The sequence below is a fragment of the Herbaspirillum sp. C9C3 genome (assembly GCF_013359625.1).
In the GTDB taxonomy this organism is placed as follows: Bacteria; Pseudomonadota; Gammaproteobacteria; order Burkholderiales; family Burkholderiaceae_D; genus Herbaspirillum.
This window is the reverse complement of record NZ_JABFMQ010000008.1, coordinates 91,899-105,075: the sequence shown is the minus strand read 5'-3', so window position 1 is coordinate 105,075 and position 13,177 is coordinate 91,899. Positions and strand designations below refer to the sequence as shown.

Genomic DNA, 13,177 nt, shown 5'->3' with positions numbered 1-13,177 from the left:
CAGCATTTGATGAATATTCACGCCCCCACCTTGCCTGTGTGCAATGACCCGCTTGCGGGCGTTGCCGGTTCTTCCTGCACCGTGGCGGCCCATCGGAACTCGCGCGACAAAGGCAACCCCAACCATGGCTGAACTGACCCCCATCAATACCGAGCTGGACGAGAGCAAGTTCGTCACCTTCCCCGACTCGCCCTTCAAGCTCTACCAGGTGTTCCCCCCGGCGGGCGACCAGCCGGCGGCCATCGACAAGCTGGTCGAGGGTGTGCATGACGGCCTGTTCTACCAAACGCTTCTGGGCGTGACCGGCTCGGGCAAGACCTACACCATGGCCAACACGATTGCCCGCCTGGGCCGACCGGCCATCGTGTTTGCCCCCAACAAGACGCTGGCGGCACAGCTCTACAGCGAGTTCCGCGAGTTCTTCCCGCACAATGCGGTGGAATATTTCGTCAGCTACTACGACTACTACCAGCCCGAAGCCTACGTCCCCCAGCGCGACCTGTTCATCGAGAAGGATTCCTCGATCAACGAGCACATCGAGCAGATGCGCCTGTCCTGCACCAAGTCGCTGATGGAACGGCGCGACGTGGTGATCGTGGCGACCGTCTCGGCCATCTACGGTATCGGTAACCCGAACGAATACCACCAGATGATCCTGACCCTGCGCGCCAAGGACAAGGTCTCGCAGCGCGACGTCATCGCCCGCCTGATCCAGATGCAGTACACCCGCAACGAAGTGGACTTCGGGCGCGGCACCTTCCGCGTGCGCGGCGACACCATCGATGTCTTCCCTGCCGAACATGCCGAGCTGGCCGTGCGCATCGAGACCTTCGACGACGAGATCGACAGCCTGCAACTGTTCGATCCGCTGACGGGCCGCGTGCGCCAGAAGATCCCGCGCTTCACCATCTATCCCGGTTCGCACTACGTGACGCCACGCTCAACCGTGCTGCGCGCCATCGAGACCATCAAGGAAGAGCTGGCCGAGCGCCTGGAATTCTTCCGCAAGGAAAACAAGCTCATCGAAGAACAGCGACTGGAACAGCGCACCCGCTTCGACATCGAGATGATGACCGAGATCGGCTTCACCAAAGGCATCGAAAACTATTCGCGCCATCTCTCCGGCGCCAAGCCGGGCGACCCGCCACCGACGCTGGTGGATTACCTGCCCAAGGACGCCATCATGTTCCTGGACGAATCGCACGTGCTGATCGGCCAGCTGAACGGCATGTACAACGGCGACCGCGCGCGCAAGGTGAACCTGGTGGACTACGGCTTCCGCCTGCCCTCGGCGCTGGACAATCGCCCTCTGAAGTTCGACGAGTTCGAGAAGAAGATGCGCCAAACCATCTTCGTCTCGGCCACCCCGGCGGACTATGAAAATACCCGCGCCGACCAGGTGGTGGAACAGGTGGTGCGCCCAACCGGTCTGGTGGACCCCATCATCGCAGTGCGTCCGGCCACCACGCAGGTGGACGACCTGATGCAGGAGATCAACGACCGCATCGCCAAGGATGAACGCGTGCTGGTGACCACACTGACCAAGCGCATGGCCGAGCAGCTGACCGAATTCCTCTCCGACAACGGCATCAAGGTGCGCTACCTGCACAGCGACATCGATACGGTCGAGCGTGTGGAAATCATCCGCGACCTGCGCCTGGGCACCTTCGACGTGGTGGTCGGCATCAACCTGCTGCGCGAGGGCCTGGACATTCCCGAGGTCTCGCTGGTGGCCATCCTGGATGCGGACAAGGAAGGCTTCCTGCGGTCCGAGCGCAGCCTGATCCAGACCATCGGCCGCGCCGCCCGCAACTTGAACGGCATGGCCATCCTCTATGGCGATGTGGTGACCGATTCCATGCACAAGGCCATCACCGAGACCGAACGCCGCCGCGCCAAGCAGGTAGCCTTCAACCAGGCCAATGGCATCGTGCCGACCGGCATCAAGAAGGAGATCCGCGAACTGATCGACGGCATCTTCAATCCGGCCCAGGCGCGCAGCGAAATGATGGTGGCCGAGGAGAAGAAGAACTACGAATCCATGAGCGAGAAGCAGATCAGCAAGGAGATCAAGCGCCTGGAAAAGCAGATGCAGGAACACGCCAAGAACCTGGAGTTCGAAAAGGCCGCCGCCGCGCGCGACCAGTTGCAGCTGTTGAAGCAGCAGCTTTTCGGTGCATCGGGCAGCGATTCGGCGGTGGCCTGATCCTGCGGGGAGGCCGCTCGGGCGGTATACAATGCCGCCACTTTATCGATATGGCCGTTTGCCTCCCCTTTCATGTCTTCCGTTTCCGCCCTCCCCGCTGCCCTGCTGGACCTGATCCACACCGCCCATCCCTCCTGGCATGCCGCCCTGCGCGCCGGCCTGGAGGCGATCCGGCAAGCTGATCCGGCCTACCTCTCCGCCCTCGCGCAGGATGATTACCTGCCCACGGAAGGCCGCCTGTTTGCTGCCTTCACGCAGCCCATGAGCCAGGTGCGCTACGTGCTGGTCGGCGAAGGTCCGTACCCGCGCGCAGCCAGCGCGACCGGCGTGTGCTTCATGGATGGCGCAGTGGGTTCACTGTGGTCGGAAAAGGGCTTGTCCAAACAGGTCAATCGCGCCACCTCCCTGCGCAATTTCATGAAGATGCTGCTGGTTGCCGACGGCGCGCTACAGGCTGGCCAGACCAGTGGCGACGCGCTCGCGGGTATCTCGGCCCGCGCACTGGCGCCGGGCTCGGGCAGCATCCAGACCCTGGCCGACCTGCAGGACAACCTCACCGCGCAAGGTTTCCTGCTGCTCAATGCCAGCCTGGTGTTCCGCACGCACGTGGCGCCGGTAAAGGATGCCAGGGGCTGGAAACCGTTCTTCGAAACGATATTGCGCGCCCTGGCCGAGCATGGCCAGGCGCAAGGCAAGTCCCTGCCCACACTGGTCCTGTGGGGCAAGATCGCCGAACAGCTGAGCGGCCTGCCACTGCTGGCGTCCTTCCCGCGTGCGGTGGCCGAGCATCCCTACAATCTCAGCTTCATCGAGCACAGCGGCATGCAGCAACTGTTTGCACCCATGCAGCTGCTGAAGAAACGGGCCTGAACCGGCCCGCTTCGCCCTTGCTCGTTCAGAACTCTTCCCAGTCGTCGCCCCCGCCGCTCTTGGGCGCTGCCTTCGGGGCGGCAGGTGGCGCCGGCTCGGCAGGCAGTGCGGGCTTGGTGGCAGGCTTGGCTTTGAGGGGCACCGGCTTGGGCGTGATGTTGAGCGGTGCAGGACGCGGCGCCGCAGCGGGCTGCGCAGCAGGATGAGGCACCGGTGGCGGCGTCGTTGCCGCGGACCCGCCACTTTCATCCAGCTTGAATCCGGCCACCACGGCGGCCAGGTGCGCCGCCTGCTCCTGCAGGGATTTGGCTGCGGCTGCCGCCTGTTCCACCAGGGCCGCATTCTGCTGGGTGGCTTCATCCATCAGGGTGACTGCATTGCCCACTTCGGTGATGCCGGCACTCTGCTCCTGGCTGGCCGAACTGATCTCGCCGACGATGTCGGTCACCCGGCGCACGCTGGAGACCACTTCATCCATGGTCGAGCCGGCCTGCGCCACCAGCTGGCTGCCGGCTTCCACCTTTTGCACCGAGTCATCGATCAATTGCTTGATTTCCTTGGCAGCCGTGGCCGAGCGCTGCGCCAGCGAACGCACTTCGGAAGCGACCACCGCAAACCCGCGCCCCTGCTCACCGGCACGGGCCGCTTCCACGGCAGCATTCAAGGCCAGGATATTGGTCTGGAAGGCGATGCCGTCGATGACGCTGATGATGTCGACGATCTTGCGGGAAGACTCATTGATGGAACTCATGGTACTGACCACCTGGCCCACCACGGTGCCGCCATGCACCGCCACGTCCGAGGCCGACACCGCCAGCTGGTTGGCCTGGCGGGCATTGTCGGCATTTTGCTTCACGGTCGAGGTCAGTTCTTCCATGGCCGAGGCGGTCTCCTCCAGGGAACCCGCCTGCTGCTCGGTGCGGGCGGACAGATCCATGTTGCCGCTGGCGATCTCGCTGGAAGAAACCTTCACAGACTCGCTGGCGCGCCGGATATCGAGCAAGGTCCGCGAGATCTTGTCGGCAAAGTGATTGAAGGCGCGCGAGATCTGCGCCAGTTCATCCTTGCCGCTGGTGTCGAGGCGGCGCGTGAGGTCGCCGTCGCCCGAGGCGATCTCGTCCATGGCATTGCGCACCACGCCCAGGCGGCGCAGCAGGCGTGTGATGGTGTAACTCAGCAGTACCGCCGCCGCCACGATGGCTGCCACCGCCAGCACCACTGCCAGCGCCATCAGGGCGGAAATGGCATGGGTGGCTTCGCCATAATCCAGCGCCACCACCAGCGACCAGTCGGTGTTGTCGATGGGTTGCGTAAACAGCAGATAGGGCAGCCCGCCGATGGTGGCACGACCGCCCTGCTTCATCCCGGCCAATGAGGCAGCCGACAGATTCTGGTCGAGCGCCGAGACCGGCTTCAAGGCCAGTTCCTTGTTGGGGTGCGTGATGATGAGGCCATCCTTGCCGACGATGAAGGCAAAGCTGGACGGCGTGGGCTTGATGCCAGCCACGGTGCGCACCACGTTGTCCAGCTGCACGTCCGAGCCCAGCACCGCCTGCAAGCTCCCCTTGTCGATGACCGGCTCGGCGAAGGTCACCACCAGCTTGCCGGTGGTGGCGTCCACATAGGGTGCCGTCAGGACCGGCTTGCCGGCCTCGACCGCCTGCTTGTACCAGGGCCGCGCGGTCGGATCATAACCGGCCGGCATCGGATGCAAGGCCAGCATGCGCTTGTCGGGATAGCCGATATAGGCGTCGTCGAAGGAACCCGCCTCCTGGGCCGCCGCGACGATGGGCAGGACATCGCTCTGTTTGAGGGCCTGCTTCATGGCCCCGGTGATGATGCGCTTGCTGCGCACCCACTCGGTGATGTTGGCGGCGTGGCTTTCGGTGAGCTGGCGGGTCTGGGTGGAAATGGCGCTGAGCGTATCGCTGCGAACGGTATAGATGTTGGCAGCACTGAGAACAATCATGGCCACCGCTACGATGAGTACGCAAATGACGATCAGCCGGGCACGAAGTGAAGACAACATGATGGACTCCCCTGGTAGAAGCAATGAAGCGGAACTTACAAGAACAGCAACATCTTTCTTTTCCCCGTAACAAATATAGCAGCGCTGCACTACCGCGCGATGTCATTTTTGTTAAGAAGAAAATGTCCGTGCCGGTCAAGCTGACCTGTCTTCCAGAGAGCAGACACCGGTAAACGACAAATCCCCGCAACAGCGGGGATGAGGGATTTCAACGCAGCGTGCGCCTGACCATGCTGGGGGCGCTGTCGGCCAGGAGGCCGCCGTTGCGGATACTACGGATACTACGGAAACTGCGGAGAGTGCCGGATCAAGCCGGCCGATGCGGTGGCAGGGTCTGCCTCTGTGGGCGACTGCTGGCTGCCTGTTGCGGCCCCGGAGCGGGCGGAGCCGGTCTCTTCATCATCGTCTTCAGGCGCATCAGGCCTGGTCATACAAGATATTTCAGCTACTGCGGTACTGCATGAAGCTTGCCGCGACGGCGCTCAGATCTGCGATTGCAGCTTCCAGACGGCGTGCAGGTGGCTGTGGTCCAGCTGGCGCAGGCGCACTTCCATCTCGAAGTGATCGGTCACACCTTCGAAGTAGGCTGCGTCGTTCAGCTCGGCAGCATCATTGCGCACCGGCTTCAAGGCGTGGGCAGAGATGACTTGCTGGACGGCAAACTTCACCAGCTCGACCAGGGAGCGCAAATTGTTAGAAAAACCGGCATCTTTTACCAATATACTGACGTTGTTCACGATGAATTCCTTCTGTTTGACGTTTGGGTGATTGAAGAATAAGGTCGCCCCCGGCTTTTGCAAAGCAACATTTTCCGTCACCACTATAAGTTTTTCTTACAGCATGTCTTCATCCCTACCCCCGCTCAAGGCCCTCAAGGTGTTCGAAGCGGCAGTCCGGACGCGGAGTCTGACGCTGGCAGCCCATGAACTGTTCATCACCCATAGTGCGGTCAGCCAGCAGATCAAAACGCTGGAAGAATATTTCGAACAACCGTTGTTTTTACGCCAGTCGCGTGGCGTGGAACCCACAGAAGCGGCCCTGGCCTTCTATGCCGAGGTCAAGGCCAGCCTGGACCGCATCGCCCTGGCGGCCGAACAGCTGTCGCTGGCCGGCAAGAGCCGCGTGGTGCGCATGATCGCCGCGCCCTCGGTGGCGATGCGCTGGCTGATTCCGCGCCTGTCGCAGTTCCAGATCGACAATCCGCGCATCGAGGTTCGTGTCACCACCACCATGTCGGAGTATTTCGAGGATGTGAAGGATCCTTTCGACGTCATCATCTGGCGCAGCCCGCTGGAGCGCAGCGGCTATGACTGCGTGCGCTTCCTGGATGACGTGTCGGTGCCGCTGGCCTCGCCGCACTTTCTGGAGACGCACCCGATCCGGGTGCCGCGCGATTTCGTGGAGGTGCCGCTGATCCATCTCTCCAGCCGGTCGGCGGCGTGGTCGCAGTGGCTGGCCAAGGCCGGGGTGGCGGTGCGGCGCAAGATGCCGGGGACGGTGTATGAACATTCCTTCCTGAGCCTGCAAGCGGCCGCTACTGACCAGGGCGTGGGCATGGGCACGCTGGCGCTGGTCGATGACGACCTGGCCGCAGGCCGGCTGGTGCGGCTGTTTCCGGAGATCGTGCTGCACGGGGAGGGTTACCACATGCTCTATCGCAGCAGCGCCGACACCAATCCGGCACTGAAGACCTTCATCACGTGGTTGAAGCAGATGGGCCAGGCATCTTCGTTCGATCCGCAGCAGACCTGGCCGGCGGATTTCCCTGGCGAATACTGAGGGAGTCCGTCCCCGCATCGCGCACGGGGACGAATGCGGCGAGGATCAGTCCGCCGACTTGAGCACATGCACCTTGCGATCCGCGATCAGGTCCTTGGACTTCTCGCGGTAGTCGGTCATGTGCGGCAGGGTGAAGTGCAGGCGCAGCGCCTCTTCATCCTTCCACTTCTCGACGAAGGCGAAGGTATCCGGCCCCATCGGCGCCTGGTTGGGACCGAAGCCATCCACATCCACCACCAGTCCATATTCGATGCAGCCAGCCTCGGCGCGCACGGCGGCCAGGTTGGCACGGGCGATGGCCAGCAGCGCTTCACGCTGGCCGGGCTTGGCGGTGATGATGGCGACGACGGTAACGGTGCTCATGCGGGAATTCTCCTGTGCAAGATGACAGACGCCGTCAGGGCGACGGCGCGGGGCCACCAGCATACGCGATTCGGGCGGTCTTAGTTCAGGCGGATCTTTTCCAGCAATTGCGTGATGTTGTAGCGCATCAGCGAGAGGTAGTCCGGTGCCGGGCCATCCGGCTTGGAGAGCGCATCGGCATACAGCTTGCCACCGGGCGCGGTGCCGGATTCACGGGCGATCTGCTGCAGCAGCTTGGGATTGCTCATGTTCTCGAAGAACAGGGCCTTGATCTTTTCACTGCGGATCTGGCGGATCAGGGTGGCGATGTCGCGGGCGCTGGGTTCGCTGTCGGTGGACACGCCCTGGGCCGCCAGGAAGCGCACCTTGTAACGGGCACCAAAGTATTCGAAGGCATCATGCGAGGTGATGACCTTGCGCTTGGCGTCCGGGATCTGGCTGAACTGGCGCGCAGCCCAGGCATCCAGGTCCTGCAGCTTGCTGATGTACGCCTCGCCATTCTTGCGGTAGATCGCAGCGCCGGCCGGGTCCAGCTTGGCCAGGGCAGTGACGATGTTGCGGGTGTAGACGATCACGTTCTGCGGGTCTTGCCAGGCGTGCGGGTCATCCTTGCCGTGATGCTCATGGTCATGGCTCTCTTCGTCCTCTCCCACGCGCTCGCGCGCCTGAATGCCGGCCGAGGCCACCACGATGGGGCCGCGGTAGTTGGCCGATTGCGCCAGCCGATCCATCCAGCCTTCGAAACCGAGGCCATTGACCACGATCAGTTTGGCGCGCGAGACCGCCTTGATGTCGTCCGGGGCCGGCTGGAAGACGTGGGCATCTTCATCCGGGCCGACCAGGGTGGAGACGGCGACGCGATCACCGCCGACATTGGCGACCACGTCGCCCAGGATGCTGAAGCTGGCCAGCACCGGGATGCGCTCGGCAGCAAGCGCCGGTAGGCTCGCTGCCAGGGCCAGAGCGGCCAGCAGCGCTGAAAGGGGACGAAACAGTTTCATGAACACTCCGGGGAAAGAGAAACGGAAGAACGCGGAAAAAGACAGGAAAACCGAAGCCTCACGCCTGCAGATGCGGCCGCCGCAACAGGCGCGGTAGCCAGCCGCGTGGGGCCAACAGCAGCGAGGCGGCATACAGCACGCCGGCGCAGACGATGATGACGGGGCCGGAAGGCACCGAGGCGTAATACGAGATCAGCAACCCGGCATAGCCGGCCAGCATCGCCTGCAAGACGCTGTTGCACAGCTGGGCCGGCAAGGTGTCGTGCCACAGTCGCGCCGAGACCGCCGGCAGCATCATCAGGCCCACCGCCATCAATGTGCCCATGGTCTGGAAGGAGGCCACCAGGTTCATCACCACCAGCATCAGAAACACCTGCTGGTAGATCGCCCCACCGCTGCGCCCGCCCCCCACGGCCATGTAGGAAGGATCGAAGCTCTCCAGCAGCAGCCCGCGATAGAGCGCGGCGATGCCCAGTACGCTGGCACTGGCCACGCCCGCAATGAGCACCAGCCCCTGGCTGTCCACGCCCAGCACATTGCCGAACAGGATGTGCAGCAGATCGAGCTGGGTGCCGTGGCGCGAGATCAGGATCACACCCAGCGCCAGGGCCACCACGTAGATGGCGGCCAGGCTGGCGTCTTCCTTGAGTTCGGTATGACGACTGATCCAGCCAGCCACGGCCACCACCAGCACACCGGCGGCAAAGCCGCCAATGGACAAGGCCGGCAACGACAGGCCAAAGAAGATGAACCCCACCGCCACGCCCGGCAGCACGGCGTGACTCAGGGCTTCGCCGAACAGGCTCATGCGGCGCAAGGTCAAGAGCACGCCCAGGGGCGCACTGCCCAGCGCCAGGGCAAAGGCGGCCACCAGAGCGCGGCGCATGAAGGAAAATTCCTGGAACGGCGCTATCGCCAGGGCCTGCAGGGTCGAGAGTGCGCTCATGACTGGCCTCCCGAGGTGGCAGCAGGGTGCGTGTGCGAATGCGCATGTGAATGATCGTGCGCATGTTCGTGCATCCTCGACAGGGCCAGCACCTCGGCTTCGCTCACCTCGCACACGCCGGCATGTTCATCCACCGCCTCGGCCATGGCGCGGGCACGTTGCAGATTCTCTTCGCACATCACTTCCGCGGTGTCCCCCCAGGCCACCACGTTGCGCGCCAGCAGCAGGGTCTGCGGGAAGGCGCGACGCACCTGGTCATGGTCGTGCAGCACCGCGATCACGGTACGGCGCTCGGCGTGCCAGGCCGAGATGATGCGCAGCAAGTCGCCGGTAGTGCGGGCATCGATGGCATTGAAGGGTTCATCGAGCAGGATCACCTCGGCATCCTGCAGCAGGATGCGGGCAAACAGCACGCGCTGGAACTGGCCCACCGAAAGACTGGAGACCGGGCGCGCCGAAAAGCCGTCCAGCCCGACCGCCGTGAGCGCCTGCACTGCGCGCTGGCGCATGGCGGCGTCGATGGCGCCCCAGTTGCCCTTGGCCTGCCAGTATCCCAGCAGCACGCAATCGATCACGGTGATGGGAAAGCTGCGATCAATCTCGGCCTGCTGCGGCAGGTAGGCAATGCGACGGGCATCCACGTGCGTATGGACGCGGCCGTCATTGCAGCGTACCAGGCCCAGCATGGTCTTGAGCAGGGTGCTCTTGCCGGCACCGTTGGGGCCGACGATGGCCGTGAGCGAGCCGCGCGCAAAGGCGCCGTTGACGTGGTGCAAGGCCGGATGGCGACGATAGCTCACCGTCAGGTTGTCCAGAGAGATGGCGGCATCCATGTCAGCCCTCCCCCAGCGCCCAGTGCACACCCAGCCACAACAGCAGGACCACGGGCACGACGGCCAGCACGCGCTGCCACCAGGGACTGGCGAGCACGCCTTGTTTCATGAGGATTCGAGAGAAAAACGACACGGCAGGCAATCTGAAAAGAAGCAACACGGGCTCCGGACAGCGCGGCCAGCAGGGCTGATCCCGACGCCCTTGTCCTTTGGCGCAACCGAGTTGCAGAAACAGGGAAAGCAGGCATTATAATGCAACCCTGTTGCAGAATGTAACAACACTGCAAATCCGGTCGTTGTCCGGGGCACAATGCCGGGCGGACGGCGGATCTTCAGCCCATGTTTGCAGTCTGTCTTCCAGCGTTGTCGACTTGCCGTCTCCCCCTTTGAATTCTCTTTACAACAAGCACAAGAAAGCCGCCCATGTTCCGATCCCGTCCATCGTTTCGACTGATTCCTCTCGTCCTGTTGTCGCTGGCCAGCCTGCCCGTGCTGGCGGCTGGTGAAGGCCATGACCAGCACGGCAACCATCCCGCCCACGTGCATGGAGTGGGCAAGCTGGACGTGGCACTGGAAGGCAATACCCTGACCCTGCACCTGGACAGCCCGCTGATCAACCTGGTCGGCTTCGAACACGCGGCCAACAGCGGCAAGGACAAGGACGCCGTGCGCGCGGCCGCAAAGAACCTGCGTGATGTGAACCGCATGTTCGCCACCGACGCCGCCGCCCAGTGCAAGCCGGCCGAGGTGCAGCTGGAGTCCGCCGTGCTGCCGCCCGCCCTGTTGGGCGAGAAGACGTCCGCCAGCAGCGAAGCGGCCCCCACCGATGGCCATGCCGACCTCGACGGCGACTTCACCCTGGTATGCGCCAGCCCCGGCGCACTCGCCACGGTGGATGTGAGCGGCTTGTTTGCGGCCTTCCCGGGCTTCCACCGTATCGACGTGCAACTGGTCACCCCCAAGAAGCAAGGCGCGGCGCAACTGGTGCCGGGCAGCGCACTGATCCCCATGAACTGATGCCGGGGGCCGCCGGGGCAGGTTCCCCGGCGCGCCAGTCAGGCCACTGACAGGCACCGGCGCTATGATCGGCGGTAAAGTCACGTCCTGGCGCTTCTGCGATTTTCCTTCATGTTGTCATGACTATTCCTGAACGTTCTTCCCCGGTCGCCGCGATTGCCATGCGCGACCTGCGCTTTACCTGGCCCGGCCAGGCGCATCCGGCGCTGGTGTTGCCGCATTTCCAGGTGGCGCCTGGTGAACATGTCTTCGTCAGCGGCCCCAGCGGCAGCGGCAAGAGCACCCTGCTGGCGGCCATCGGCGGCATCATCGTGCCCCAGGCCGGCACCGTGGAAGCGTTGGGGCAGCCCTTCCATACGCTGTCGGCGGCACAGCGCGACCGCTTCCGGGTGGATCACATCGGATTCATCTTCCAGCAGTTCAACCTGTTGCCTTATCTTTCCATCCTCGACAACGTGCTGCTGCCCTGCCAGTTCTCGGCCTACCGCAAGGCGCGCACCGCGCAGCAGGGCGCCGATCTCAAGAGCGTGGCGCAATCCCTGCTGAGCGCGCTGGACCTGGCGCCGTCGCTGTGGTCGCGTCCCGTGACGCAGCTGTCCATCGGCCAGCAACAGCGGGTAGCGGCGGCGCGCTCGCTGATCGGCCGGCCGGAGATCATCGTTGCCGACGAGCCGACCTCGGCCCTGGACAGCGACCGCCAGCAAGCCTTCCTCGACCTGCTGCAGCGCGAGTGCGCACAAAGCGGCGCGGCGCTGGTCTTCGTCAGCCACGACCAGCGCCTGGCCGTACGTTTCGAGCGCCGCATCGCACTGGAACAGCTCAACGAGGCTGCCCGTCCCGAGGAGGCCGCATGAAGCTGCTCCTGCGCCTGGCCGCGCACAGCGCCTGGAACCGGCGGTTCACGCTGGGCCTGATGCTGCTGGCCATTGCCCTGTCCACCACCATGCTGCTGGGCATCGAACGGGTACGCCATGAAGTGCGGGCCGGATTCTCGCAATCGGTATCCGGTACCGACCTGGTAGTCGGCGCCCGCACCAGTCCGATCCAGCTGATGCTGTACGCGATCTTCCGCATCGGCGGTGCCACCAACAACATGGGCTGGGACAGTGCCCAGACCCTGGCCCGCAATCCGGCGGTGGCCTGGACCATCCCGATCTCGCTGGGCGATTCGCACCGTGGCTTCCCGGTACTGGCCACCAATGGCGATTACTTCACGCATTTCCGTTATGGCAGCGGTCAATCCCTGGTGCTGGCCAAGGGACGGCCCTTTACCGGGGTCTTCGATGCCGTGCTGGGGGCCGATGTGGCCGAGAAACTGCACTATCACCTGGGCGACGTCATCATCCTGGCCCACGGCATGGGCGGCATGGGCCTGACCCAGCACGCCGACAAACCCTTCAAGGTGGTAGGCATCCTGGCGCGCACCGGCACCCCGGTGGACCGCACGGTGCATATCGGCCTGGACGGCATGCAGGCCATCCACCTCGACTGGGAAGGGGGCGCGCCCTTGCCGGGTGTGCATATCCCGGCAGAATTCGTGAAGAAATTCGACCTCACCCCGACCAGCATCACCGCCGTACTGGTGGGCCTGAAGAGCCGCGCGCGGGTCTTCGCCGTGCAGCGCGCCATTGCCGACGGCGACGGCTTCAAGGAGCCCCTCATGGCCGTGCTGCCGGGGGTGGCGCTGGACCAGCTCTGGGACGTGGTCGGCATCGGCGAGAATGCCTTGCTGGTGGTTTCGGGCATGGTGGTAGTGGTCGGCCTGGCGGGGCTGGTGGCAGCGATCCTGGCCAGCCTGGGCGAGCGGCGGCGTGAGCTGGCCATCCTGCGCTCGGTCGGGGCGCGTCCGCTGGACGTGTTGTGGCTGCTCTGCGTGGAGGGCCTGGGCGTGATGCTGTGCGGCGTGCTGGCAGGCCTGTTGCTGCTGAGCGGTCTGATCTGGGTGCTGGGGCCGATGCTGGCCGAGCAGTTCGGCATCGCCCTGCGACCGGCATGGCCGGCGGCCGGCGAATTACAATTGCTGCTCTGGACCGTGCTGGCCGGACTGGTGGCCAGCCTCTTGCCGGCCTGGCGGGCCTATCGCCTGAGCCTGTCGGACGGCCTGACCCCAAGAATCTGATCTGGAAGCACTGA

12 protein-coding genes are annotated in these 13,177 nt (G+C 64.1%); 6 read left to right on the top strand and 6 right to left on the bottom strand.

All coding sequences use genetic code 11. From position 1 onward, the window contains the following. Window positions 1-124 precede the first annotated feature (124 nt). Entirely contained in the window at window positions 125-2,206 is a 2,082-nt protein-coding gene (uvrB, locus tag HNO82_RS10285) for an excinuclease ABC subunit UvrB (RefSeq protein WP_175343643.1), read from the top strand. Between the two features lie 72 nt (window positions 2,207-2,278). Then, entirely contained in the window at window positions 2,279-3,076 is a 798-nt protein-coding gene (locus tag HNO82_RS10280; RefSeq protein WP_175343642.1) for a uracil-DNA glycosylase family protein, read from the top strand. 25 nt (window positions 3,077-3,101) lie between these two features. Here HNO82_RS10280 and HNO82_RS10275 read toward each other — a convergent pair whose 3' ends face one another. Both HNO82_RS10275 and HNO82_RS10270 read right to left on the bottom strand, forming a co-directional pair. After that, window positions 3,102-5,105, bottom strand: coding sequence for a methyl-accepting chemotaxis protein (locus tag HNO82_RS10275; protein WP_175343641.1), 2,004 nt, complete (start codon window positions 5,103-5,105; stop codon window positions 3,102-3,104). Between the two features lie 482 nt (window positions 5,106-5,587). Beyond that, complete coding sequence (locus HNO82_RS10270) at window positions 5,588-5,842, bottom strand: hypothetical protein (protein ID WP_034350705.1); 255 nt, start codon at window positions 5,840-5,842, stop codon at window positions 5,588-5,590. A gap of 103 nt (window positions 5,843-5,945) precedes the next feature. Between HNO82_RS10270 and HNO82_RS10265 the strand changes: the two genes are divergently transcribed. Further along, window positions 5,946-6,884: a LysR substrate-binding domain-containing protein gene (locus HNO82_RS10265; RefSeq protein ID WP_034350484.1), complete on the top strand. Its 939-nt coding sequence runs from the start codon at window positions 5,946-5,948 to the stop codon at window positions 6,882-6,884. A gap of 45 nt (window positions 6,885-6,929) precedes the next feature. Here HNO82_RS10265 and HNO82_RS10260 read toward each other — a convergent pair whose 3' ends face one another. From HNO82_RS10260 to HNO82_RS10245, 4 genes are all read right to left on the bottom strand, one after another. Beyond that, the gene (locus HNO82_RS10260) at window positions 6,930-7,247 is read right to left on the bottom strand and encodes a putative quinol monooxygenase (protein ID WP_175343640.1); all 318 of its coding nucleotides are present in this window, start codon (window positions 7,245-7,247) and stop codon (window positions 6,930-6,932) included. An 80-nt stretch (window positions 7,248-7,327) separates the two neighbouring features. Continuing rightward, window positions 7,328-8,248 carry a metal ABC transporter substrate-binding protein gene (locus HNO82_RS10255; protein WP_008330413.1) on the bottom strand — a complete coding sequence of 307 codons (921 nt, stop codon included), beginning with the start codon at window positions 8,246-8,248 and terminating at the stop codon, window positions 7,328-7,330. A gap of 58 nt (window positions 8,249-8,306) precedes the next feature. Next, on the bottom strand, window positions 8,307-9,194 hold the full coding sequence (locus HNO82_RS10250; protein WP_008330415.1) for a metal ABC transporter permease: 888 nt from the start codon (window positions 9,192-9,194) through the stop codon (window positions 8,307-8,309). Beyond that, a complete protein-coding gene (locus HNO82_RS10245; RefSeq protein WP_175343639.1) occupies window positions 9,191-10,027 on the bottom strand; it encodes a metal ABC transporter ATP-binding protein in 837 nt (278 codons plus the stop codon). Before HNO82_RS10245 ends, HNO82_RS10250 begins: the two co-directional genes overlap by 4 nt. A 423-nt stretch (window positions 10,028-10,450) precedes the next feature. Between HNO82_RS10245 and HNO82_RS10240 the strand changes: the two genes are divergently transcribed. The 3 genes from HNO82_RS10240 to HNO82_RS10230 all read left to right on the top strand — a co-directional run bounded on the left by HNO82_RS10240 (window position 10,451) and on the right by HNO82_RS10230 (window position 13,163). After that, window positions 10,451-11,044: a DUF2796 domain-containing protein gene (locus HNO82_RS10240; RefSeq protein ID WP_175343638.1), complete on the top strand. Its 594-nt coding sequence runs from the start codon at window positions 10,451-10,453 to the stop codon at window positions 11,042-11,044. 119 nt (window positions 11,045-11,163) lie between these two features. After that, window positions 11,164-11,898 carry an ABC transporter ATP-binding protein gene (locus tag HNO82_RS10235; RefSeq protein WP_175343637.1) on the top strand — a complete coding sequence of 245 codons (735 nt, stop codon included), beginning with the start codon at window positions 11,164-11,166 and terminating at the stop codon, window positions 11,896-11,898. Further along, window positions 11,895-13,163: an ABC transporter permease gene (locus HNO82_RS10230; RefSeq protein ID WP_008330430.1), complete on the top strand. Its 1,269-nt coding sequence runs from the start codon at window positions 11,895-11,897 to the stop codon at window positions 13,161-13,163. The genes HNO82_RS10235 and HNO82_RS10230 overlap by 4 nt, the downstream gene beginning before the upstream one ends. Window positions 13,164-13,177 lie beyond the last annotated feature (14 nt).

What these genes read in the sequence shown, in the direction of transcription:
- HNO82_RS10260 (WP_175343640.1), bottom strand. Translation starts at nt 7,247, where the DNA reads ATGAGCACCGTTACCGTCGTCGCCATCATCACCGCCAAGCCCGGCCAG.
- HNO82_RS10240 (WP_175343638.1), top strand. Translation starts at nt 10,451, where the DNA reads ATGTTCCGATCCCGTCCATCGTTTCGACTGATTCCTCTCGTCCTGTTG.
- uvrB (WP_175343643.1), top strand. Translation starts at nt 125, where the DNA reads ATGGCTGAACTGACCCCCATCAATACCGAGCTGGACGAGAGCAAGTTC.
- HNO82_RS10230 (WP_008330430.1), top strand. Translation starts at nt 11,895, where the DNA reads ATGAAGCTGCTCCTGCGCCTGGCCGCGCACAGCGCCTGGAACCGGCGG.
- HNO82_RS10275 (WP_175343641.1), bottom strand. Translation starts at nt 5,105, where the DNA reads ATGTTGTCTTCACTTCGTGCCCGGCTGATCGTCATTTGCGTACTCATC.
- HNO82_RS10265 (WP_034350484.1), top strand. Translation starts at nt 5,946, where the DNA reads ATGTCTTCATCCCTACCCCCGCTCAAGGCCCTCAAGGTGTTCGAAGCG.
- HNO82_RS10235 (WP_175343637.1), top strand. Translation starts at nt 11,164, where the DNA reads ATGACTATTCCTGAACGTTCTTCCCCGGTCGCCGCGATTGCCATGCGC.
- HNO82_RS10250 (WP_008330415.1), bottom strand. Translation starts at nt 9,194, where the DNA reads ATGAGCGCACTCTCGACCCTGCAGGCCCTGGCGATAGCGCCGTTCCAG.
- HNO82_RS10280 (WP_175343642.1), top strand. Translation starts at nt 2,279, where the DNA reads ATGTCTTCCGTTTCCGCCCTCCCCGCTGCCCTGCTGGACCTGATCCAC.
- HNO82_RS10245 (WP_175343639.1), bottom strand. Translation starts at nt 10,027, where the DNA reads ATGGATGCCGCCATCTCTCTGGACAACCTGACGGTGAGCTATCGTCGC.
- HNO82_RS10255 (WP_008330413.1), bottom strand. Translation starts at nt 8,248, where the DNA reads ATGAAACTGTTTCGTCCCCTTTCAGCGCTGCTGGCCGCTCTGGCCCTG.